The organism is Thauera sp. 28 (assembly GCF_000310145.2).
GTDB lineage: Bacteria > Pseudomonadota > Gammaproteobacteria > Burkholderiales > Rhodocyclaceae > Thauera > Thauera mechernichensis.
In genome coordinates this window covers 114191-134952 of sequence record NZ_AMXA01000009.1, presented here as the reverse complement: position 1 = coordinate 134952, position 20762 = coordinate 114191, and the positions used below count along the sequence as shown (strand labels likewise).

The following is a 20762-nucleotide window of genomic DNA, read 5'->3' as shown; positions in this document are numbered from 1 at the left end:
CAACCCCTCGCGGCTGGCGCCGCTCCCACGGCGGGCGATGCACGTGGTGGTTTCCGGTAGGAGCGGCGCCAGCCGCGAGCTTTTGGTGAGGCACCCGGCATTCACTCCAGCCCGGCCTTGCGACGCAGGCTGCGTACATAGGTGGTGCCGTCGGGTGGGGTGCCTTTGCGCTGGGCCTCGAAGAGCATCTCGCCGAGCGCCTCCAGGGCGTCGTGGAGGGCGTCGTGGCGTTCGCCGCGGCGCTTGCAGGCGGCGTCGAAGGCGGCGCGGATGCCCGGCGGCTGGTCGATGGAGAGCTGCTCCTCGATCGCCAGGTGCAGCGACAGGTGCAGGAAAGGGTTGATCTGGCCGGCCTCGGGCGGGAAGTCGCGGTCGATCGCGTCCGGGTCCTCGACGATGGCGTGGTACTCGGGGTGGAGCGCGATGATGTCGGCGGCGATGGTTTCCATCGGCGTCAGCACTTCCTTGGCGCGCGCCTTGCGCCAGGTGTCGATGAAGAAGCTGCGCACCTGGTCGCGGCTGGGGTTGAACATGGCGGAGCGTCTCCGGTGGGGCGGGTCAGTCGGTCTTGTCGCGGCACAGGCACAGGTCGCGCACGCTGCATTGGGCGCAGCGCGGGCTGCGTGCGGTGCATACGTAGCGGCCGTGCAGGATCAGCCAGTGGTGAGCGTCGAGCAGGTAGTCCTTTGGTACGCGCCGCATCAAGGCCTTCTCCACCTCGACGACGTCCTTGCCGGGGGCGAGTCCGGTGCGGTTGGCGAGGCGGAAGATGTGGGTATCGACCGCCATCACCGGCTGGCGGAAGACGGTGTTGAGTACCACGTTGGCGGTCTTGCGGCCGACGCCGGGCAGGGCCTCCAGTGCTTCGCGCTCGGCTGGCACCTCACCACCGTGGCGTTCCAGCAGCAGACGCGACAGTGCGAGGGTGTTCTTCGCCTTGTTGCGGAACAGGCCGATGGTCTTGATGCAGTCGGCAATGCCTTCTTCGCCGAGCGTGACCATGGCCTCTGGCGTCGGCGCGAGCGCGAACAGCTTGCGGGTGGCGATGTTGACGCTGCGGTCGGTGGCCTGGGCGGACAGCACCACGGCCACCAGCAGCTGGTAGGGCGAGGCGTACTCGAGCTCGGTCTGTGGCTCGGGGTTGGCGGCGTGCAGGCGGCGGAAGAACTCGCGGATCGCCTCGCGCTTCATCAGCGCCATCGCTTCAGCCTGCGGCAACCGCCTCGCCGTCGCCCTCTGCCCTGGTTGCAGGCGCGGGTGCGGTGGGCGGTGGCTGGCGCCGTGCGCGGGCGGCGAGACGGGCGTTGATGACGTTGAAGACGGCGATCAGCACGCCGAGCGCGAAGAAGGCACCAGGCGGCAGGATGGCGATCAGGAAGCCGGGGTAGTCGTCGCCGAACACCGACCACGCGCTGGCGCCGGGGATGATCATCTCGATGCCCGAGAACAGGGTGCCGGCGCCGAGCAGTTCGCGCAGGCCGCCGAGCAGGGCGAGCACCCATACCAGGCCGATGCCCATCATGATGCCGTCCACCGTGGACGTGAGCGGGTCGTTCTTGGCCGCGTAGGCCTCGACGCGGGCGAGCACGATGCAGTTGGTGACGATGAGCGGGATGAAGATGCCCAGCACCAGGTAGAGGTCGTGGAAGTAGGCGTTGAAGGCGAGATCCACCATCGTCACCAGGGCGGCGATGATGAGGATGAAGACCGGGATGCGGATCTCGTAGGGTACGAAATTGCGCAGCCCCGACACCGCGAGGTTGGCGACGGTCATCACCAGCACGGTGGCGATGCCCAGGCTCACCGCGTTGACCATGGTGGTGCTGATGGCGAGGATCGGACACAGGCCGAGCAACTGGGCGAGGCCTGGGTTCTGCTTCCACAGGCCGTTCCAGGAAATGTCGCGGAACTGTTGCGGGCTCATTGCGTGTCTCCGAGCAGGCCGCCTGCGGGGGCGGCGAAGAGCGCGTCCATGCGCTGCGCGGCGAAGGCGGCGCTGCGGCCGGCGGCGCGCGTGACCGCACGCGCGCTGATGGTGGCGCCGGCGCGATAGTCGAAGCTGCCGCCATCCTTGCGCACCGTCCATGCCGCGGTGTCGACTTCGGCCCAGGTCGCGCCGGTGAACTGGGCGATCCAGGGCGTGTCCTTGCGGCGGTCCTTGCGCGGGTCGATGTAGTCGCCCAGGCCCGGGGTTTCCTTGTGTTCGGTGACGCGTACGCCGCTCAGGCGGCCGTCGCGATGCACCGCGACCACCAGGCCGATGCGGCCGGCGTAGCCGTCGCTTGCGGCGCCCTCGATGATCAGAGCGACCGGCTCGCCCGCCTTGCGTGCGCGCCATACCCGTCCGCCGGCGTCCATGCCGATCTGCGGCGCGGGCCCGAAGCGCACGTAGTCGTCGAGCAGGGCGTTGTCGTAGCTGCCCGGCGGCAGCACCTCGGCGAGCAGGCGCATCTGCGCCTCCTGGCGGGAGGCCTCGATCGCAGGCCGCGTGACCTGGAAGGTGGAGGCCATGAGCGCGGTGAAGGCGAGCGTAAACAGCAGCATGATGCCGCCGGTGCGCAGCGAGGTGCGGGTGGCTGTGTAGCGGCCGCTCATGGACGCCTCTCCCCGGTCCGGACGCTTTCCCCGGCCTCATTGCGGTGGCCGAACACGCGTGGTTGCGTCTTCATGTCGAGCAGCGGCACGCACATGTTCATCAGCAGCACGGCGAAGGCGATGCCGTCGGGGTAGGCGCCGAAGCTGCGGATCAGCCACACGATGAGCGCGATGCCAGCCGCGAACACGAGCTTGCCGCGCGGCGTGGTGGCGCCCGAGACGGGGTCGGTGATGATGAAGAAGGCGGCGAGCAGGGTGCCGCCGCTGGCGAGGTGGAACAGCGGCGAGGCGAACTGGCCGGGCGCGATCAGCCAGAACAGGCCGGACACCACCACCAGCGTGCCGAGGAAGGCGGCAGGCATGTGCCAGGTGATGATCCGCGTGGCGAGCAGCAGCGCGCCGCCGGCGAGGTAGCCGAGGCCGACCCATTCCCATTCGCGCCCGCCGGCCATGCCGAAGGCCGGCCCCTGCAGCACCGACTGCACGCTCGCACCATCGGCGCGCAGCCCTGTGCGGAGGGCGTCGAGCGCGGTGGCGCCGGTGATGGCGTCGAGCTCGCGCGCGCTGCCGAGGATCAGGCCCAACTGGGTGTCGAAGTCGAGCGCGCCCGCGGCCGGCCACTGCGACATCAGTGCCGGGAAGGCGACGATCATCGTGCAGTAGGCGACCATGGCCGGGTTGAACGGGTTCTGGCCGAGGCCGCCGTAGATGTGCTTGACCGCGACGATAGCCACCAGCACGGCCGCTACGGTGAGCCACCAGGGGGCGATTGCGGGCAGGCTGAGGGCGACCAGCCAGGCGGTGACCACGGCGGACAGGTCGCCCAGCGCGATGCCGACGGGCCGCTTGCGCAGCGCCAGCACGAGTGCTTCTGCCGCCAGCGCGGTAAGGGTGGCAAGCGCAAGGCTGACCAGGATGCCGGTGCCGATCTTCCAGGCGTAGAGCGCGATGGCGGGCAGCAGCGCGAGCAGTACGAGGCCCATCGTGCGCTGCACGCTGACCTGTTTGCGGACGTAAGGGGAGTGGATCATGTACGGCTCAGTTCCTGGACTCGGCGTCCACTGCCACGGTGGCGGCCGGCGTGTCCGCGCCCGGCGTCGCATCGGCGGCCGGCGCGGTGACGGCTGCCGCCAGGCGGCGGGCTTCGATGTCGGCTATCTCGGCCAGCTTGTCGGCGCTGAGATTGTCGGTGTTCTGCGGCTTGACTTCGGCCTTCTGCGCCTGGGCGCGCGCCAGTGCAGCAGCGATGAGGGCCTTCTTGGGGTCTTCGCCGGGCTCGGCCGCCGTCTTTGGCGCTGGCGCTTCGCCGCCTTCGGCAAGCTTGGCGCGTGTCTCCGCGGCCTTCGCAGCGAGCTTGGCGGCCTTCTCGGCCTTCTCGCGTTCCTGGCGGAAGTTGCGGAACTCGAAACGTTCGCGTGCCTGATCGGCGGCGGACTTGTCGCGCTCGCGCGCCCAGATCTCGCTCTTGGAGAAGCGGAAGTAGTCGACCAGCGGGATGTGCGACGGGCACACGTAGGCGCAGCAGCCGCATTCTATGCAGTCGAATAGGTTGTATTCCTGCGCCTTGCCGAAGTTCTTCGAGCGTCCGAACCAGTACAGCTCGAAGGGCTGCAGCTCGGCCGGGCAGGCCTTGGCGCATTCGGTGCAGCGGATGCAGGGCTGCTCGGGCGGCGGCGGCGGGAACAGCGTGGGCGAGGCCGAGATGATGCAGTTGCTGCCCTTGACGATGGGTACATCCAGGCGTGGCAGGGCGAAGCCCATCATTGGGCCGCCCATGATGCTGCGGTCGGTATCCGGCTTCGGGCGCGCCAGTTGGAGCAGTTCCTCGATGGGGGTGCCGATCAGTACCTCCCAGTTGCCTGCGTCCTCGACGTTGCCGGTGAGCGTGACGATGCGGCTCAGCAGCGGCTCACCATGGGCAATGGCGCGATACACGGCATGTGCGGTGCCGACGTTGAAGCACTGCACGCCGTAGTCACCACCCAGCTTGCCGTAGGGGATCTCGATGCCTGTGAGTACGCGGATGAGCTGCTTCTCGCCACCCGCCGGATACAGCGAGGGGATGGGCACGATGCGCACGCCGTGCCCCGATGCGGCGGCGGCGTCCTGCATGGCGGCGATGGCTTCGGGCTTGTTGTCCTCGATGCCGACCACCATTTCGCGTGCGCCGATGAGCTCGCGCAGGATGACGGCGCCGGCCAGGATGTCGGCGGCGCGCTCGCGCATGAGGCGGTCGTCGCAGGTGATCCAGGGTTCGCATTCGCCGCCATTGAGGATCAGCGTCTCGATGCCTGCGCCCTTGCCGAGCTTGACGTGGCTGGGGAAGGTGGCGCCGCCCATGCCGACGATGCCGCATGCGCGCAGCCAGGCGAGCGACTCGTCGCGGCTGGCGCCGTGGTAGTCGAAGGGAGCGTGCTCGATCCAGCGCTCCTCGCCGTCGGGCTCGATGACCACGCAACGGGTCTGCAGGGCCGAGGCGTGCGCCATGGTGTGGGGCGCGATGTCGACCACGGTACCCGAAGTCGGTGCATGCACTGCCGTGCCCAGGAAGCCTTCCGGCTCGCCGATGCACTGCCCCTTGAGCACCTTCTGGCCGATCTCGACGATACAGGTGGCGGTGGCGCGCGTGCTCTGGCGCAGGGGCACGATCAGCCGCGCAGGCAGAGGCGCACGCCGGATCGGTGCCTTGGCCGATTCATCCTTGTGGGCAGCGGGCTTGATGCCGCCATGGAACTTGAACAGGCGCCCGATCATGCCGCCTTCCTGATTTCGACCACGGGATATTTCCATTTCCAGGTCTGCACGGTCTCGGCGATTGGCACCATGGCGATGCAGTCGACCGGGCAGGGGGCGACGCACAGCTCGCAGCCGGTGCACAGCGGTTCGACCACGGTGTGCATCTGCTTGGCTGCGCCGACGATGGCGTCTACCGGGCAGGCCTGGATGCACAGCGTGCAGCCGATGCAGGTCTGCTCGTCGATGACGGCGACAGCCTTGGGCTTCTCGATGCCATGCTCTTCGGACAGCGGTTTGAACTCGCGGCCGAGCAGGTCGGCGAGCTTGCGCACGCCTTCATCACCGCCGGGCGGGCACTGGTTGATGTCGGCCTCGCCGTTGGCGATGGCCTGGGCGTAGGGCTTGCAGCCGGGGAAGCCGCACTGGCCACACTGGGTTTGCGGCAGTATGGCGTCGATCTTCTCGACCAGCGGATCGCCTTCGACGCGGAAACGGATCGCGGCGTAGCCGAGCGCGGCACCGAGCACGATGGCGATGCCGGCCATGACGAGGAGGGCTGTGATCATGCGCGTGCAGTCCTCAGTGGAAGCGGTCGAGGCCGGCAAAGCCCATGAAGGCGAGGCTCATGAAGCCTGCAGTTATCATGGCGATGGCCGTACCCTTGAACGGCAGCGGTACGTCGGCGCCGTCCAGGCGCTCGCGGATGCCGGCGAACAGCACCAGCGCGAGCGTGAAGCCGACCGAGGAACCCAGGCCGAACAGCAGCGATTCGAGCAGGTCGTGGCGCAGGCCGACGTTGAGCAGCGGCACGCCGAGTACCGCACAGTTGGTGGTGATGAGGGGCAGATAGATGCCCAGCACCTGGTGCAGCAGCGGGCTGGTCTTCTGAATGACGAGCTCGGTGAGCTGGACGATGGCAGCGATGACGACGATGAACGATAGCGTGCGCAGGTATACGAGGTCGAGCGGCTGGAGCAGGTAGTGGTCGATCAGGTAGCTGGTGCCCGAGCCCAGGGTCAGCACGAAGGTGGTTGCGGCGCCCATGCCGATGGCGGTCTCGAGTTTCTTCGAGACACCCATGAACGGACATAGCCCGAGAATGCGGACGAAGACGACGTTGTTCACCAGAACAGCGCCGATGACGATGAAGATGTAGCTTGTCATGATCCGCAGGCGGAAAGGAATCCCGCGATTATCCTCTGCAGCGCAGGGGGGCTCAACCCTGGCGTGCGCGTAGTCTTGTGGGGCAGCGGCGCTCGGCCTGGCCGTTCATCGCCACTCGGCGGGCGGCGGCGCGAGGCTGGCAGTGTGGAGTGTCCAGGTTCCGTTGCGGCGGTCGTCGAAGAAATGGCGTAGGCTCATCGAGATGGAGCGGAAGGCGATCTGCTCCCAGGGGATGTCTTCCTCGCGGAACAGGGCCACTTCGAGCGACTCCTCGCCCGGCTTGAAGCCGAGGTCGAGCAGGCGGGCGCGGTAGACCATGTGCACCTGGCTGATGTGGGGTACGTCGATCAAGGTGTAGAGTTCGCCCACCTCGATTCGCGCGCAGGCCTCTTCCAGTGTTTCGCGGGCGGCTGCCTGGGCGGTGGTTTCCTCGTTTTCCATGAACCCGGCGGGCAGGGTCCACATGCCGTAGCGCGGCTCGATGGCGCGCCGGCAGAGGAGGACGCGATCCTCCCAGACAGGGAGGGCGCCGACCACGATCTTGGGGTTCTGGTAGTGGATGGTGCCGCACTGCTCGCACACGTGGCGGGGCAGAGAGTCCCCGGGTGGGGTGCGGAAAGTGACGGCAGCGCCGCAGTTCGAGCAGAATTTCATGGTCGGCGACCTGTGGTTTTCACGGATTCTAGCGTGCTTTCGCTTGCCCTCCGGGGCGCAGGCAAGAAAGAATCATGCTTTGGTGTGGCACGCAGAGGCAAACCGGTGGCGCGCTCGCAGGCCTCCGTAGCAGGACCATTCAAACCGGGGAGTGCATGGTACAGCCGATCGACATGAAGCGATTTGCGCAGCTCAAGGCGGCGGGGGAGTTGCCGTCGCCGCGCGGCGTTGCGATCGCCATCATCCGCCTTACCCAGTCGAACAACGTGTCGATGGCCGAGCTCGCACGCGTGATCAAGGGCGATCCCGCGTTCGTGGGGCGTCTGGTCAAGGCGGCCAATGGACTGGTGGTGGAGAACCGACGGGCGGTCGTCTCGGTCCAGGAGGCGCTGATGGTGCTCGGCCTGCCGGCGGTGCGCACGATGGCTCTCGGATTTTCGCTGCTGTCGCATTACCGCAAGGGGGGCTGCGCCGGGTTCGACTACGGACACTTCTGGTCGTCCTCCCTGCTCATGGCCATCTCGATGCAGGCGCTGATGCTGCGCGTGCGCTTGGCCGCACCTGACGATGCTTTCAGTCTGGGGCTGCTCGCCCGCGTCGGCGAGCTCGCGCTTGCCACCCTTTATCCTGATGCGTTCTCGCGCCTGCTCAACGATATCGGGAGAAATCCGGGGCTCCAGCAGGTCAGTCTCGAGGACCAGGCGTTCGCGACCAACCACCGCGAACTCGGGGCGGCCATGCTGACGGACTGGGGGGTGCCCGATGTGCTGGTACAGCCGGTGCGCTTTCACGAGTGCCCCGAGGTGCCGGGCTACGCCGAGGGCTCGCGCGAGCACGGACTGGTCCAGTGTCTGGTGCTGTCGCGTGCGATCGCGCAACTCTGCCTCGCGGCGGAGAGCGAGCACGAGCGTCTGATGGGGCCGATGCTGAGGTTGTCCAGCCGGCTGGGGATTGGGCGCAGCGATTTCATCGCGTTGTGTGAGCGCGTGGGGCGGGAATGGGGTGAGTGGGGCAAGCTGCTCCAGTTGCGTACCGAAGCCGCTCCGCGTTTTGGCGAGTTGGGCAATCGCGCTGCCGTGGCTGTCGGTGATCGCGGGGAGCCTGCCGGTTCGGGCGAGGCGGAGGAGGCCAGGCCCTTGAAGGCGCTGCTGCTCGTGCCCGAAGAACAGTGCCGCCATGCCCTGCGGGCAGCCCTCGAGGCTGCGGGGCTTGCGGTGTGCGAGGCGTCGTCGGCGCGGCTCGCGATCGAGATGGCGATCGACGTCCAGCCGCAACTCGTCTTCGTGCAGTGGCAGCGTGAGGCTGGGGACGAGGGGCAGGCCTTCGTGCGTGATCTGCATGACATGCGGCTGCGGCGCAGCCTGCAGGTCGTGGCGGTGCTGCCGGACAACGATGATGATGCGCTGCGCTGGTTGTCGGAAGCCGGCGCGGACGATTATCTCCTGTTGCCCTTGGGGGGCGTGGCGCTCAAGGCGCGCCTGCAGGTATTGCTGAAAATGCTGGGCTTGCAGCTGGAACTGGAGCGCGAGCGCGAGGAATTGCGCAATTTTGCCGCTGAACTGGCGATCTCGAACCGTCGCCTCCAGGAGGCGGCGCTGACCGACCCGCTCACGGGCTTGCCGAACCGCCGCCACGCACTCGAGGCGATGCAGGTGGAGTGGGCGTCATCGATACGGCACTCGCGCAGCTTGGCGGTGATGATCGTCGATCTGGACGAGCTCAAGGCGATCAACGATACCCATGGTCATGACGTCGGTGACATCGCGCTGCGCCAGGTGTCCGAAGTGTTGCGCCGGGCCCTGCGTGCACAGGACATCCTTTGCCGGATGGGGGGGGACGAGTTCCTCGTGATCTGCCCCGACACCGACCTCGCGGCCGTCGTGGTCGTGGCGCAGCGCCTGCGGGCTGCGGTCGAGGCCTTCGAGCCCGATACGGGCGGCCCGCGGTTGCGGATGACAGTGAGCGTGGGTGTGGCGATCCGCGAGCCCGGAATGCAGGGCTTCAACAGCCTGGTCAAGCTCGCCGACCAGGGGGCTTATGCGGCCAAGGAGACCGGGCGCAACCGGGTCATTGCCTTGCAGGCGGCGGGCGCATGACGGATTCGATGGGGTTGCTGCCCGACACGCGCGCTCCCGAGCGCCAGGCGCCAAGACTGCTGATCGTCGATGACTGCGAGGACGATGCGCTACTGGTCGAGGCGGAGTTGGCGCGCCGAGGCATGCGGGTATCCTGGCGGCGCGTCGATGAGCCGGTGGACATGGCGGCTGCGCTCGCCGCCGATGAGTGGGACCTTGTGCTGTGTGATCAGGCCATGCCGGCCTTCGATTGCCGGCGTGCCTTGCAGGTGTTGCAGCGCAGCGGAAAGGATGTGCCGTTTGTCGTGCATTCGGGGAGCATGAGTGCAGGCGAGGGCGTGGGGGTGATGTACGAAGGCGCGCGTGACTTTGTGCCGAAAGGGGACTTCGCCCGCCTGCTTGCCGTCATCGAACGTGAGCGGCAGGCGCTCTCGGACCGCAGTGCGGTCAGGCACGCGGTACGCCGGATCCGCGAGCTGAGCTTGTTCGACCACGGCAGCATGCTGCCGAACAAGGTCAATTTTCTCGCTCGCGTGGCTGACTGGATGGCGTGTCGCCGTCGTGGCGCGGGGCGGGCGGCTGCGGCCATGTTCGTCATCGATGTCGACCAGTTCATGCGCGTCAATCTGGGTTACGGCTACGGTGCCGGTTCCGAAATCCTGCTCGAGCTCGGTCGCCGCCTCGCCGCGATCGTGCCCGCGCAGGGCGTGCTCGCGCGCCTCGAGGGCGACTTGTTCGGCGTGTTCGTTCCGGGCGTCGCAGATGAGGGGCAGGCCGAGTTCACTGCGCGCTGGTTGTTGCGCGCGGTGGATCGGCCGTTCGCGTCGCCGCGGGGAGCGCTGCGACTGACGGCGAGCGTCGGGATTGTCCTGTTCGACGATGCCGCGGACCAGGCAGCGGATGTGCTCACTCAGGCCGAGCTGGCGCTCGCCGAGTGCAAGCGTGCCGGCGGTAACCAGTTGCGCATACACGCTGCAGGCATGAGTCGGTCCTCGCTCGAGGCCTTTGCCCTCGAACTGGACCTGCGGGCTGCGCTCGAGCGCGAGGAGTTCAGGCTGCACTACCAGCCGATCGTCGGCGCATCCAGTTGTCACGCGCGCGGAGCCGAAGCCCTGCTGCGCTGGCAGCATCCCGTGCACGGCTTGCTGGAGCCCGATCGCTTCGTTCCGATAGCGGACCGGACCGGACTGATCGTCGACATTGGCGGCTGGGTGCTCGCCCATGCCTGCCTGCAGGGCGCGCGCTGGCGTAAGGAGGGGGTCGAGGGCTTCGAGATGTCGGTCAATGTGTCCGCCGTACAGTTCGCGCGTCCCGGCCTGCTCGCGCAGGTGGAGTGTGCACTTGCCCAGAGCGGGTTTCCGCCGTCCGCGCTGATCCTGGAGATTACCGAGAGCTCGCTGATGAGTGACACCGGGCACGCCGAACAATGCCTGCGGGCATTGAAGACGCTTGGTGTGCGCATCGCCATTGACGACTTCGGGACCGGTTACTCTTCGCTTGCCTACCTGCGCCGACTGCCCATTGACGTGATCAAGATCGATCGCGAGCTGATCGGCGAGGTCGATCGCGATAATGATGCTGAAGCCATTGTGCGCGCAGCACTGGCGATGGCGCATAGCCTGCGCTTGAAGGTGGTTGCCGAAGGCGTCGAGACCGCCGCGCAGGAGATTCTGCTGCAGGCCTCATGCTGTGATTCGCTTCAGGGTTTCCGCTATGGACGGCCCGCGGTGCCGGCAGCATTCAGGTTTGGCTCGCTGACGCCGGACCGGTGAGTGCGGGCTCCTTGCCTTTGCCGGTGTTGCGACGAAGCCACGATGGGGCGTGATCGAATTGGCAAAATCGCGATTTTCAGGCTTGATGTTGCTGAGAATTTACTTTAAGTTGCAAACACTCATCCCTGAAGGGGATTGGATTTCATGGATCGACCAGACTATCAGGCCGAGATCCGCGAACTGAACCTTGCCTACCTGATGCTTGCCCAGCAGATGCTGCGCGGAGATCGGGCGACGGCCTTGTTCAGGCTCGGCATCAGCGACGCGCTGGCGGACCTGATCGAATCGATGTCGGCGGCAAAACTTGTGCGAATGGCCAGCAGCCAGATGCTGTTGCCGTGTTTTCGCTTCGACGATGCGCAACTTGCCCGACTGATGGCTGGCGAGGGGCGCGACGCCGTCAGTGCTGGTTTGCACGCAGCGATCCTCGCGGCGGGCAAGGCAGCGGAAGAGGCGGCCTGAGGAGGCCTAGATGAAGAACAAGACAGTGATCGAGGAAGCCGAGGACGTCCGGCGCGCGGTCGAGATGGTCCAGCTTGGCGCGCGCATGCAGATGCTCGAGGTCGAGACTCGTCTCAGCCGCGAAAAGCTGCTTCGGATCTACAAGGAAGTGCGCGGTGTGTCACCGCCCAAGGGCATGCTGCCGTTCTCGACGGACTGGTTCATGACCTGGCAGCCCAATGTGCACTCGTCGCTGTTCATGGGCTTTCATCGCTTCTTCGTCGAGCGTGCCGGTGTGCGTGGGCTGGATGCCATCCTCAAGTCGTACAACCTCTACCTCGACCACATCGAGAGCTCGGCCATGGAGCCGGTGCTGAGCTTGACTCGGGCGTGGACGCTGGTGCGCTTCTTCGATGCCGACCTGCTGCAACTCAGTACCTGCACCTGCTGCGGTGGACGCTTCGTCGGCCATGCGCATGACCCGGTACAGGGCTATGTCTGCGGCTTGTGCAACATGCCGTCGCGGGCGGGTTCTTCGCGCAAGAAGGCCACGCGCAAGGCCGTGTCCCGCACGCGAGTGGCCGTATCGGCTTGAGACCGTGCCCGCTGGCGGGCATTCCGGATATGCTTCATGGGCCGCGCTGGTAACACGCGGCCCATGTTTTTTTGGTGCATGCCTGCCTGATCGTGCGAGCCGTTCAAGTTTCGCGAGGTCGCGCCGATAAGTCGGTCATAGGTCGCGAGCCGAAGGTCGGCAGGCGTGGCCATACGCCCTGGAGTCACTGGTGTTCCTGATCATTGGATACGTTGTCGTGCTGCTGGCGTCGCTTGGGACCTATGCGATGCATGGCGACCTGCTCGCCTTGTGGGTGCCGCTCGAGTATGTCGCGATCTTCGGCCTGATGATCGGCGGCTTCATCGCCGGCAATGGCCCGAAGGCAATCAAGGCGACGCTCAAGGGCTTGCCGATGGCGCTCAAGGGGTCGCCGTACAACAAGGCGCTTTACGTCGATCTGCTTGCCCTGTTGTTCGAGATCCTGGCCAAGGTACGCAAGGAGGGCCTGATGTCGATCGAGAACGACATCGAGAACCCTGACTCCAGCCCGATCTTTTCCAAGTATCCGAGCGTGACCGCCGACCACCATGTGGTCGAATTCATGACCGACTACCTGCGCATGATGGTGGGTGGCAACCTCAATGCGTTCGAGATCGAGAACCTGATGGACATGGAGATCGAGACTCACCATCAGGAGGCGCATACGGCGCCGCACGTGGTCGCCAAGGTTGCCGACGCGGTGCCGGCCTTCGGTATCGTGGTGGCGGTTATGGGGGTGGTCAACGTGATGGGCTCGGTGGGCCAGCCCCCTGCTGTGCTGGGCAAGATGATCGGCGGTGCGCTCGTCGGTACCTTCCTGGGGATTCTCGTGTCGTACGGCTTTGTCGCACCGCTTGCCGGCCAGCTCGAGCAGAAGGTCGAAGAAGGGGGCAAGATCTACCAGGTCATCAAGGTGGTGCTGCTGGCGAGCATGAACGGCTATGCGCCGCAGGTTGCGATCGAGTTCGGTCGCAAGGTGCTGTACTCGACCGATCGCCCGGGCTTTGTCGAGCTCGAGCAGGAAATCAAGAACCGGAAGGGTTGAGCCCTATGCCTTCACCGGGTTCCGTCCCGCCTGAGTACTCACGCCGTCTTCAGGTTGGCGTGGTCTGGAGCGCGTGATGAGCGACGATACCCAGCAGCCAATCGTCGTCAAGCGCATCAAGAAGGGGGGTGGAGGCCACCATGGCGGTGCATGGAAGATCGCCTATGCGGATTTCGTGACCGCGATGATGGCTTTCTTCCTGCTGATGTGGTTGCTCGGTTCGACGGCCCAGGGAGATCTCGAGGGCATTGCCGATCACTTCCAGAACCCGCTCAAGCTGGCCATGGCCGGGGGCGAGGGTACGGGTGACAGCTCGAGCATCATCAAGGGCGGTGGCGAGGATCTGTCGCGCAAGGTCGGCCAGGTGCGGCGCGGAGACACGCCTAGCACGCGTGCGATCAACGTCGATGCCGCGCGTGCGCGCGTGAAGACGCCGGACGAGATGCGTGCCGAGGAGGCTCTCGAGGCGGCCAAGCGCCGTGAGCGTGCGCGGATGATCGATCTGAAGGGAAAGCTGGAGGCAATCATCGAGGCCAACCCATCGTTGCGCCAGTTCAAGGAACAGATCCTGCTCGACATCATTTCGGAAGGGCTCAGGATACAGCTCGTCGATGCGCAGAACCGTCCGATGTTCACGTCGGCCAGCGCCAATCTGCGTCCATATACCCGCGAGCTGCTGCGCGAGATTGCACGCGCCCTCAATGATGTCGACAACCGCATCAGCATGTCGGGGCATACCGACTCCGCGCAGTATGCGGGCGGGGAGCGCGGGTTCTCGAACTGGGAGCTGTCGGCCGATCGTGCCAATGCAGCGCGCCGAGAGCTGGTCGCCGGCGGGCTCGAGCCGGGCAAGCTGGTGCGCGTGCTCGGACTTGCCGACACTGCGCACCTGAACCCGGATGACCCCCTGGATCCGGCCAACCGTCGCATCAGCATCGTCGTCCTGAACAAGGCAGCGGAGGAGGCGATGCGGGCGCCTGGGCGGCAGATCGAGGTCGAGGGGGCGGGTGCGCCCGGTGCTCGCGAGCCGGATGGAGGGGACGCTGTCGTCAGTGATATCTTTGGCGCGCCGCTGCGTTGATGCACTAACCTAAAGTTAATCGAGCTGTAGCCGATACATCTTTCAAGGCAGCCGGCGCGGCGGCCTAAACCCAACCGGAAAGCGGAACAAGACATGTCCGAACTGCTCAAGAATATCGACGCCCGTACCCGGCTTGCGGGAACGAACAAGCTCGAGATCCTGCTTTTTACGCTGGGTGTCGACGCGCGAACGGGCCGAAGGGAGACCTTCGGTATCAATGTCTTCAAGGTCCGCGAGGTGATGCGCACGCCGCAGATCACGGCGGCGCCGGAGATGCCCGACGCCGTTAAAGGCATGGTCAGCCTGCGTGGCGCCCTGGTGCCGGTGGTCGATCTGGGGCGATATGGCGGCATCAGTGACGACAGTCCGCGCGAGATCATGATCGTCACCGAATACAACGGCCATACCCAGGGTTTTCTGGTGGAGGCCGTGGATACCATCCTCAGGCTGGACTGGTCGCAGATGCGAGTCCCCCCGGAGATGCTCACGGCCAGGCTCGGGGGGCTCGTGACGGCTGTGACCGAGCTCGCCGATGGCCGTCTGGTCATGTTGCTCGACGTCGAGAAGGTGTTGTCCGAAACCTCGAACTATGACGACGATATCGAGTTCCGTGACATCCGTCCCTTCCCCGGGGCCGAGAATCACGTCGTGTACTTCGCCGATGACTCCTCCGTGGCGCGTCGGCAGATCACCCAGACCCTGGACGCGATGGGGGTGCGGTACGTGGGCTCCGTGAATGGCCGCCAGGCTTGGGAAGAGCTGAACAAGGCCGCCATGCAGGCCGAGGCGACCGGGCGCAAGGTATCCGACCTCGTGAGCCTGATACTGACCGACGTCGAGATGCCGGAGCTCGACGGCTACATGTTGACGCGCCAGATCAAGGCCGATCGGCGTTTCGCCGGCATTCCGGTGCTCATGCATTCGTCGCTGTCGGGGATGTCGAACCAGCAGCTCGGGCATTCCGTGGGGGTCGACGAGTACGTGCCGAAGTTCGAGCCAGTGAAGCTGGCCGAGACGCTGGTGCGTCTCATGCGGGCGGCGGACAAGGATCAGGCGGATTGAGGAGGCAACATGCGAGAGCTGCAGAACGAAGAGAACGCGCTGTTCGATACCGTCGAGAAGCGCACCAGCCTGGCGGGCTCGAACCGGATGGAGATCCTCCTGTTCTCGCTGGGCACCAATGAGCACTTCGGCATCAACGTGTTCAAGGTGCGCGAGGTTTCCCAGACGCCCTTCATCACGCGTACCCCCAACATGCCGGCCGGCGTCGAGGGCCTGATTTCGCTGCGCGGTAACGTGATTCCCGTGCTTTCCCTGGGGCGCATACTGGATCTCACCAAGCCCGGTGCCCCGCTGGGCGGGGCGATGATGGTGACCGAGTACAGCAAGCGCACGCTCGGGTTCCTGGTCGATTCGGTGGACCGCATCGTGCGGGTCGACTGGGAGAAGGTGCGGGCGCCGGAGAACGTATCGTCGTCCTCCCAGACCTTCATCACTGCGATTACCGAGCTTCCCGACGGTCGCCTGGTGTCGATCCTCGATGTCGAGACCATCCTCGCCAACACCTTTGGCGATGCGGTGGTCGGAAACATCGCGCCGATCAGCCATGGCCACGAATGCAGCGTCTTCTTCGTCGATGACTCCAGCGTGGCCCGGCGCAAGATCACCGAGGTCCTGGACAAGCTCGGTGTGCGGCACAAGCACGCGCAGAACGGCCTCGAGGCCTGGAACCGGCTGCAGGGCATCGCAACGCATGCGGACCAGGTTGGACGCCAGGTGATCGATGAGATCGACCTGATCCTGGTGGACGCAGAGATGCCGGAGATGGATGGCTACGTACTTACGCGCAACATCAAGGCGGACCACAGATTCAATGGCATTCCCGTCGTGATGCACTCGTCGCTGTCTTCGGACGCCAATCGCGCGATGGGCAAACGCGTCGGGGTCGACGCCTACGTGGCAAAATTCGACGCCGACGTGCTGGCCGAGACGATTCGGCCCATGTTGAATCGTGGCCGTCGCTGAACTAGAACGGCGCAGGCATAGAACCCCGGAGAACACAGAACATGGCCGACCCTAAAACCAAATTCCTTGTTGTCGACGACTTCTCGACGATGCGGCGCATTGTCCGCAATCTCCTCAAGGAGCTTGGATTCGCCAACGTCGACGAGGCAGAGGACGGTGCGGTTGCGCTGCAGAAGCTCAACAGCGGCTCTTTCGATTTCGTCGTGACAGACTGGAACATGCCCAACATGGACGGGCTGACTCTGCTCCAGACCATCCGGCGCACGCCGCACCTCAAGCACCTTCCCGTGCTGATGGTCACGGCCGAAGCCAAGAAGGAGAACATCATCGCCGCGGCCCAGGCCGGCGCGAGCGGGTATGTCGTCAAGCCCTTCACGGCGGTGACCCTGGCCGAGAAGCTGGAGAAAATCTTCGAGAAGATGGGCCAGAACTCGGCGTGAGCGCCGCCTTCGGTTGGGAACGGAGCAAGACAGATGAGCAAGAAGTCGAAGATCGATGAGGCCGGTGATTCCGACGAGCTGCAGGCGCTGTTCGACAGCATTGCGGCTGAGCCGGTGGGGCGAACTCGAAGCCCGTCGGTAGCGCGGCCCGTCGAGACCAGTCCGCTTGGTGCGAGTGCCGATACCGGTGACAGTGACGAACTGCAGGCCTTGTTCGACGCCGTGGCCTCGCAGGCGGAGCACACCGCCGAGCCGGCTGCGTCCCAAGCGGCCGCCCCGGCAGCGGCTGCCAGCACCACGCAAGCCCCGGTCGCGGAACAGGTCGAACCTGCCGTGGTGTTCACCCGCCTGGGGCAGCTGACTCGGCAGGTTCACGACACCTTGCGTGAGTTGGGGCTTGAGACCACGCTGCAAGAGGCGGCAGAAGCCATCCCTGACGTACGTCAGCGACTGGCCTACATCGCCCAGATGACCGAGCAGTCTGCCAGCCGCGTTCTGAATGCGACCGATGTTGCTGCGCCGATCCAGTCCGCGCTTGCCAGCGGTGCCAATGCCTTGGGCGCGCGCTGGGATCGACTTTATGCCGGTGAGTTGTCGCCCGGCGAGTTCCGTGACTTGAGCGGTGACACGCGACGTTTCATCGCCGAGGTCGCGGCAGGCTCGCGTTCGACCAGCAAGCAGTTGCACGAAATCATGATGGCGCAGGACTTTCAGGATCTGACTGGACAGGTGATCAAGCGCGTGCTGGAACTGGCGCAAATGCTCGAGAGCCAGCTCGTACAGGTCTTGATCGAAGCCACGCCACCGCAGGTCCGGGCCGAATGCAAGGCGAGCCTGCTCAACGGGCCGGTGATCGATGGGGTTGCGGGGGCGGACGTGCTGCATAACCAGTCCGAGGTGGACGACCTTCTCGAGAGCCTCGGGTTCTAAAGCGGACGGCCGGCTTTTATGGGCACAGGGTCCGGGTCAATGAAGAGCATAGGTGAGCCATGAGTGATTTCGCCGGAATGGAAGAGCTGCTGCAGGATTTTCTCGTCGAGGCCGAGGATCTGCTGTCCGGCGTGGACAACAAGCTGGTCGATCTGGAGCGGGCGCCGGACGATGTCGGCCTGCTCAACGAGATTTTCCGCGGTTTCCACACGATCAAGGGGGGGGCGGGTTTCCTCAACGCGGGCGAGCTCGTCACGCTGTGCCATCTGACCGAGAGCCTCTTCGACAGGTTGCGCAATGGCGAGCTGAAGGTGACGCCGGAACGCATGGACGTCATCCTTGCCGCGACGGCGTCGGTCCGCCAGATGTTCGGCGATCTCGAACGTGGCACCCAGCCGGCGCCGGCCGCCCCCGCGTTGATCGCGAAGCTGCGGGCTGCGGTTGACGGAGAGGACGGGGCCGAGGTGCCTGCGGCTGAGCCTGGACCTGCTGCTGCGGTGAAGGTGCCGCGGCAGGGAGAGCCTGATTGGGACGTTCTGTACGAGACCGTGACCGGCAAGGCGGTCGTGCCTGCCACCAAGGCGCCTGCACCGGTAGCTGTGGAGACCGGCCCGGCCACGGTACGCACGGAGTCCGAGGACCCTGTCGTAAAGGCCGCGCTCGGGCGGCGTGCAACCGATGTGCCGGGGGCCAGTGGGCCGACGGGCAGGCGGGAAACGGAGCGGCAGCGCGACAACTCCATCCGCGTCGATACCGCGCGCCTCGACCAGGTGCTCAACCTGTCGGGGGAGATCGGCCTCACCAAGAACCGGCTCAATGCCTTGCGCAGCGACATCCTCAGCGGCCGTAACGACACCGAGACCCTGCATGCGCTTGACCTGGCCGTGAGCCAGCTGGACCTGCTGGTGTCGGATCTGCAGAACGCGGTCATGAAGACCCGCATGCAGCCGATTGGCCGCCTGTTCCAGAAGTATCCGCGCATTGCGCGCGATCTGGCGCGTAACCTGGGCAAGGACGTCGAGCTGGTTCTGGTCGGCGAGGAGACGGAGATCGACAAGACGATGATCGAGGATCTCTCGGATCCGATCATCCACCTCGTTCGCAATGCAGTCGATCACGGTATCGAGGATGCGGAAGGGCGGGGGGCCGCCGGCAAGCCGCAGAAGTCCCTGGTCCGCCTCGAGGCACGCCAGGAAGGCGATCACATCGTCATCATGGTGGCAGATGATGGGCGCGGCATGGACGCCGAGCGACTGCGGGCCAAGGCCCTCCAGCGCGGCCTCATCACCGATGAGGAGGCGAGCACCATGGATGATCGCCAGAGCTACAACCTCATCTTCCTGCCTGGCTTTTCGATGGCCGACAAGGTGTCGGACGTTTCTGGGCGCGGCGTCGGCATGGATGTCGTGCGCACCAACATCCAGAAGCTGAACGGCACGATCGAGATCAAGTCCGAGCTTGGCAAGGGCACCACGCTCATCATCAACCTGCCGCTCACGCTGGCGATCCTGCCGGTGTTGCTGGTGCGGCTGGCCGATCAGCCTTTCGCGGTGCCACTGTCAATGGTGCGGGAGATCCTGCCGATCGTGCCCGACGCCATTCAGGATGTTGGTGGGCGTGCGACCATGGTTGTACGCGGGGAGGTTCTGCCGATCGTGCCGCTGTCGATGCTGTTGGGCTGGCCGCGCGAGCGCATACCTCAGTACGGGGTGTTGATGCAGGCTGCCGAGTGGTCCTTCATCCTTGCGGTCGACAGCTTTGCCGGGCGCGAGGATGCTGTGATCAAGTCGCTCGACGACTTCCGGCCCAAGGGTGTGGCCGGCGTCACGACGCTGTCCAACGGCCAGATCGTGCTGATCCTGGACATGAAGGAGTTGCTCGATGCGGCGGGTGACCGCCGGGGCATTTCGCGCAATGCGCTGATCGCCGACGTCGTCCCTGCGCTGACTTGAGCACGACGGGGCGCGCTTTGCAGCCGCCCCGCGCTAAGGCCTTTGAGCCTGTCAGGCGGTCAGTTCGAGCAGCGCTGCAAAAGCCTGCTCGAACTGCGCCAAGCCTTCCTGCTGCAGGCGCTCTCCGGCGGCCTCGAGGTCGATGCCGGCGGCCGCCAGGGCCGCGAATTGCGCCTGAGCCTGGTCGAGTTCGAGTTCGAGGGAGGCCGCTGCCTTGCCATGGTCGCGCAGGGCGTCGAGCGTTGCATCAGGGAGCGTATTGACCGTCTCTGCACCGATCAGGGGTTCGACGTACAGCAGGTCGCTGTAGGCCGGGTTCTTCGTGCCTGTGCTCGCCCACAACATGTACTGCGGACGCGCACCGGCAGCACGCAGGTTCGCGAAACCCTCGCCGTGAAAGCGTGCGCGGTAGCGCTGGTAGGCGAGGCGGGCAAGTGCGACCGCGGTGCGTCCCGGACGGGCCGGGGTGTCCGCCGCAAGCGCTTCGAGCTGCTTGTCCACCAGCGTATCGACGCGCGACAGGAACAGGCTTGCGACCGACATGACCGACCGCAGGTCGCCCCCTTGAGCACGCAGGCGCTCGAGTCCGCGGACGTATGCCTGGGCGACCGCATCGACATGGGTGAGCGAGAACATGAGGGTCACGTTCACGCTGATGCCGGCCGCAACCAGCTCCTCGATTGCCACCAACCCGGCGCGGGTGGCTGGGACCTTGATCAACAGGTTTGGCCGGTTGACCGCAGTCTTCAGGCGCAGGCCGGCTGCCAGTGTCCCTGCCGCATCGTGTGCGAGTGCAGGCGACACCTCCAGGCTCACGTAGCCGGCCTCGCCGCCGCTGTCCCGGAAAAGGGGGGCAAGGAGATCGCAGGCACGCTGGACATCGGGAATCACGAGCCCCTCGTAGCGCGCTTCGGCGCTCATCGGCTGCTGCTTGAGCCTGGCCAGGTCGTCCTCGTAATACCGTCCCCCGGAAATCGCCTTGTGGAAAATAGCCGGATTCGTGGTGATGCCAGTGACGCCATCCTCGTTGATGAAGCGGGCAAGGTGGCCGTCGTTGAGCAGCGTGCGGGAGAGATTGTCGAGCCAGATCTGCTGGCCGAACTGACGTACCTGGAGCAGCGGATTCATCGATCTACCTGGGTGGGATGGGATTGGAGCAAGGGCCGGATTCGTGCTGCGGGCAGAGACGGCGCACGGCAGCCGGCTTAGTGAAGCGGCATTGTGCCTCGAAACGGCCGCTCGGTGGAGCCACATGGC

At 65.6% G+C, this 20762-nt stretch carries 21 protein-coding genes; 11 read left to right on the top strand and 10 right to left on the bottom strand.

The window, feature by feature from the left end; all coding sequences use genetic code 11:
- Positions 1-101 precede the first annotated feature (101 nt).
- From C662_RS09180 to C662_RS09140, 9 genes are all read right to left on the bottom strand, one after another.
- Positions 102-533: a DUF1841 family protein gene (locus C662_RS09180; RefSeq protein WP_002927766.1), complete on the bottom strand. Its 432-nt coding sequence runs from the start codon at positions 531-533 to the stop codon at positions 102-104.
- 25 nt (positions 534-558) lie between these two features.
- Complete coding sequence (gene nth / locus C662_RS09175) at positions 559-1191, bottom strand: endonuclease III (RefSeq protein WP_002927763.1); 633 nt, start codon at positions 1189-1191, stop codon at positions 559-561.
- Positions 1192-1204: 13 nt separating this feature from the next.
- On the bottom strand, positions 1205-1924 hold the full coding sequence (locus C662_RS09170) for an electron transport complex subunit E (RefSeq protein WP_002927762.1): 720 nt from the start codon (positions 1922-1924) through the stop codon (positions 1205-1207).
- Positions 1921-2595, bottom strand: coding sequence for an RnfABCDGE type electron transport complex subunit G (locus C662_RS09165; protein ID WP_002927760.1), 675 nt, complete (start codon positions 2593-2595; stop codon positions 1921-1923). Before C662_RS09165 ends, C662_RS09170 begins: the two co-directional genes overlap by 4 nt.
- On the bottom strand, positions 2592-3626 hold the full coding sequence (locus tag C662_RS09160) for an RnfABCDGE type electron transport complex subunit D (RefSeq protein ID WP_002927758.1): 1035 nt from the start codon (positions 3624-3626) through the stop codon (positions 2592-2594). Before C662_RS09160 ends, C662_RS09165 begins: the two co-directional genes overlap by 4 nt.
- Positions 3627-3633: 7 nt before the next feature.
- Positions 3634-5349: an electron transport complex subunit RsxC gene (rsxC, locus tag C662_RS09155; protein WP_002927756.1), complete on the bottom strand. Its 1716-nt coding sequence runs from the start codon at positions 5347-5349 to the stop codon at positions 3634-3636.
- Positions 5346-5897, bottom strand: coding sequence for an electron transport complex subunit RsxB (gene rsxB, locus C662_RS09150; RefSeq protein WP_002927753.1), 552 nt, complete (start codon positions 5895-5897; stop codon positions 5346-5348). Before rsxB ends, rsxC begins: the two co-directional genes overlap by 4 nt.
- 13 nt (positions 5898-5910) lie before the next feature.
- Positions 5911-6495: an electron transport complex subunit RsxA gene (rsxA, locus tag C662_RS09145; RefSeq protein WP_002927750.1), complete on the bottom strand. Its 585-nt coding sequence runs from the start codon at positions 6493-6495 to the stop codon at positions 5911-5913.
- Positions 6496-6600: 105 nt separating this feature from the next.
- On the bottom strand, positions 6601-7149 hold the full coding sequence (locus C662_RS09140) for an NUDIX hydrolase (protein WP_083485748.1): 549 nt from the start codon (positions 7147-7149) through the stop codon (positions 6601-6603).
- A gap of 155 nt (positions 7150-7304) precedes the next feature.
- Here C662_RS09140 and C662_RS09135 point away from each other — a divergent pair, with 155 nt between their 5' ends.
- The 11 genes from C662_RS09135 (at position 7305) to C662_RS09085 (ending at position 19505) form a co-directional block, all read left to right on the top strand.
- Positions 7305-9245, top strand: coding sequence for a sensor domain-containing diguanylate cyclase (locus C662_RS09135; protein ID WP_002927745.1), 1941 nt, complete (start codon positions 7305-7307; stop codon positions 9243-9245).
- Positions 9242-10996: a putative bifunctional diguanylate cyclase/phosphodiesterase gene (locus C662_RS09130; RefSeq protein WP_002927742.1), complete on the top strand. Its 1755-nt coding sequence runs from the start codon at positions 9242-9244 to the stop codon at positions 10994-10996. Before C662_RS09135 ends, C662_RS09130 begins: the two co-directional genes overlap by 4 nt.
- A gap of 144 nt (positions 10997-11140) precedes the next feature.
- Positions 11141-11458: a flagellar transcriptional regulator FlhD gene (flhD, locus tag C662_RS09125; protein WP_002927739.1), complete on the top strand. Its 318-nt coding sequence runs from the start codon at positions 11141-11143 to the stop codon at positions 11456-11458.
- A 10-nt stretch (positions 11459-11468) separates the two neighbouring features.
- Complete coding sequence (flhC, locus tag C662_RS09120) at positions 11469-12032, top strand: flagellar transcriptional regulator FlhC (protein ID WP_002927737.1); 564 nt, start codon at positions 11469-11471, stop codon at positions 12030-12032.
- 190 nt (positions 12033-12222) lie between these two features.
- Positions 12223-13077 carry a flagellar motor stator protein MotA gene (motA, locus tag C662_RS09115; protein WP_002927734.1) on the top strand — a complete coding sequence of 285 codons (855 nt, stop codon included), beginning with the start codon at positions 12223-12225 and terminating at the stop codon, positions 13075-13077.
- A 76-nt stretch (positions 13078-13153) separates the two neighbouring features.
- Entirely contained in the window at positions 13154-14158 is a 1005-nt protein-coding gene (gene motB / locus C662_RS09110) for a flagellar motor protein MotB (RefSeq protein WP_002927731.1), read from the top strand.
- Between the two features lie 93 nt (positions 14159-14251).
- Positions 14252-15220 (top strand): chemotaxis protein, encoded by a 969-nt coding sequence (locus C662_RS09105; RefSeq protein WP_002927729.1) that lies wholly within the window; start codon positions 14252-14254, stop codon positions 15218-15220.
- Between the two features lie 9 nt (positions 15221-15229).
- On the top strand, positions 15230-16183 hold the full coding sequence (locus C662_RS09100; RefSeq protein ID WP_002927727.1) for a chemotaxis protein: 954 nt from the start codon (positions 15230-15232) through the stop codon (positions 16181-16183).
- 41 nt (positions 16184-16224) lie between these two features.
- The gene (cheY, locus tag C662_RS09095) at positions 16225-16623 is read left to right on the top strand and encodes a chemotaxis response regulator CheY (RefSeq protein ID WP_002927726.1); all 399 of its coding nucleotides are present in this window, start codon (positions 16225-16227) and stop codon (positions 16621-16623) included.
- A gap of 33 nt (positions 16624-16656) precedes the next feature.
- Entirely contained in the window at positions 16657-17553 is an 897-nt protein-coding gene (cheZ, locus tag C662_RS09090; protein WP_002927725.1) for a protein phosphatase CheZ, read from the top strand.
- A 59-nt stretch (positions 17554-17612) separates the two neighbouring features.
- Complete coding sequence (locus C662_RS09085; RefSeq protein WP_002927718.1) at positions 17613-19505, top strand: chemotaxis protein CheA; 1893 nt, start codon at positions 17613-17615, stop codon at positions 19503-19505.
- 51 nt (positions 19506-19556) lie between these two features.
- Here C662_RS09085 and tal read toward each other — a convergent pair whose 3' ends face one another.
- Positions 19557-20633 (bottom strand): transaldolase, encoded by a 1077-nt coding sequence (tal, locus tag C662_RS09080; RefSeq protein ID WP_002927717.1) that lies wholly within the window; start codon positions 20631-20633, stop codon positions 19557-19559.
- Positions 20634-20762: the final 129 nt, after the last annotated feature.

Excerpts from the sequence above, each read along its gene's own strand:
- C662_RS09180 (WP_002927766.1), bottom strand. The coding sequence starts at position 533 with ATGTTCAACCCCAGCCGCGACCAGGTGCGCAGCTTCTTCATCGACACC.
- nth (WP_002927763.1), bottom strand. The coding sequence starts at position 1,191 with ATGAAGCGCGAGGCGATCCGCGAGTTCTTCCGCCGCCTGCACGCCGCC.
- C662_RS09170 (WP_002927762.1), bottom strand. The coding sequence starts at position 1,924 with ATGAGCCCGCAACAGTTCCGCGACATTTCCTGGAACGGCCTGTGGAAG.
- C662_RS09165 (WP_002927760.1), bottom strand. The coding sequence starts at position 2,595 with ATGAGCGGCCGCTACACAGCCACCCGCACCTCGCTGCGCACCGGCGGC.
- C662_RS09160 (WP_002927758.1), bottom strand. The coding sequence starts at position 3,626 with ATGATCCACTCCCCTTACGTCCGCAAACAGGTCAGCGTGCAGCGCACG.
- rsxC (WP_002927756.1), bottom strand. The coding sequence starts at position 5,349 with ATGATCGGGCGCCTGTTCAAGTTCCATGGCGGCATCAAGCCCGCTGCC.
- rsxB (WP_002927753.1), bottom strand. The coding sequence starts at position 5,897 with ATGATCACAGCCCTCCTCGTCATGGCCGGCATCGCCATCGTGCTCGGT.
- rsxA (WP_002927750.1), bottom strand. The coding sequence starts at position 6,495 with ATGACAAGCTACATCTTCATCGTCATCGGCGCTGTTCTGGTGAACAAC.
- C662_RS09140 (WP_083485748.1), bottom strand. The coding sequence starts at position 7,149 with ATGAAATTCTGCTCGAACTGCGGCGCTGCCGTCACTTTCCGCACCCCA.
- C662_RS09135 (WP_002927745.1), top strand. The coding sequence starts at position 7,305 with ATGGTACAGCCGATCGACATGAAGCGATTTGCGCAGCTCAAGGCGGCG.
- C662_RS09130 (WP_002927742.1), top strand. The coding sequence starts at position 9,242 with ATGACGGATTCGATGGGGTTGCTGCCCGACACGCGCGCTCCCGAGCGC.
- flhD (WP_002927739.1), top strand. The coding sequence starts at position 11,141 with ATGGATCGACCAGACTATCAGGCCGAGATCCGCGAACTGAACCTTGCC.
- flhC (WP_002927737.1), top strand. The coding sequence starts at position 11,469 with ATGAAGAACAAGACAGTGATCGAGGAAGCCGAGGACGTCCGGCGCGCG.
- motB (WP_002927731.1), top strand. The coding sequence starts at position 13,154 with ATGAGCGACGATACCCAGCAGCCAATCGTCGTCAAGCGCATCAAGAAG.
- C662_RS09105 (WP_002927729.1), top strand. The coding sequence starts at position 14,252 with ATGTCCGAACTGCTCAAGAATATCGACGCCCGTACCCGGCTTGCGGGA.
- C662_RS09100 (WP_002927727.1), top strand. The coding sequence starts at position 15,230 with ATGCGAGAGCTGCAGAACGAAGAGAACGCGCTGTTCGATACCGTCGAG.
- cheY (WP_002927726.1), top strand. The coding sequence starts at position 16,225 with ATGGCCGACCCTAAAACCAAATTCCTTGTTGTCGACGACTTCTCGACG.
- cheZ (WP_002927725.1), top strand. The coding sequence starts at position 16,657 with ATGAGCAAGAAGTCGAAGATCGATGAGGCCGGTGATTCCGACGAGCTG.
- C662_RS09085 (WP_002927718.1), top strand. The coding sequence starts at position 17,613 with ATGAGTGATTTCGCCGGAATGGAAGAGCTGCTGCAGGATTTTCTCGTC.
- tal (WP_002927717.1), bottom strand. The coding sequence starts at position 20,633 with ATGAATCCGCTGCTCCAGGTACGTCAGTTCGGCCAGCAGATCTGGCTC.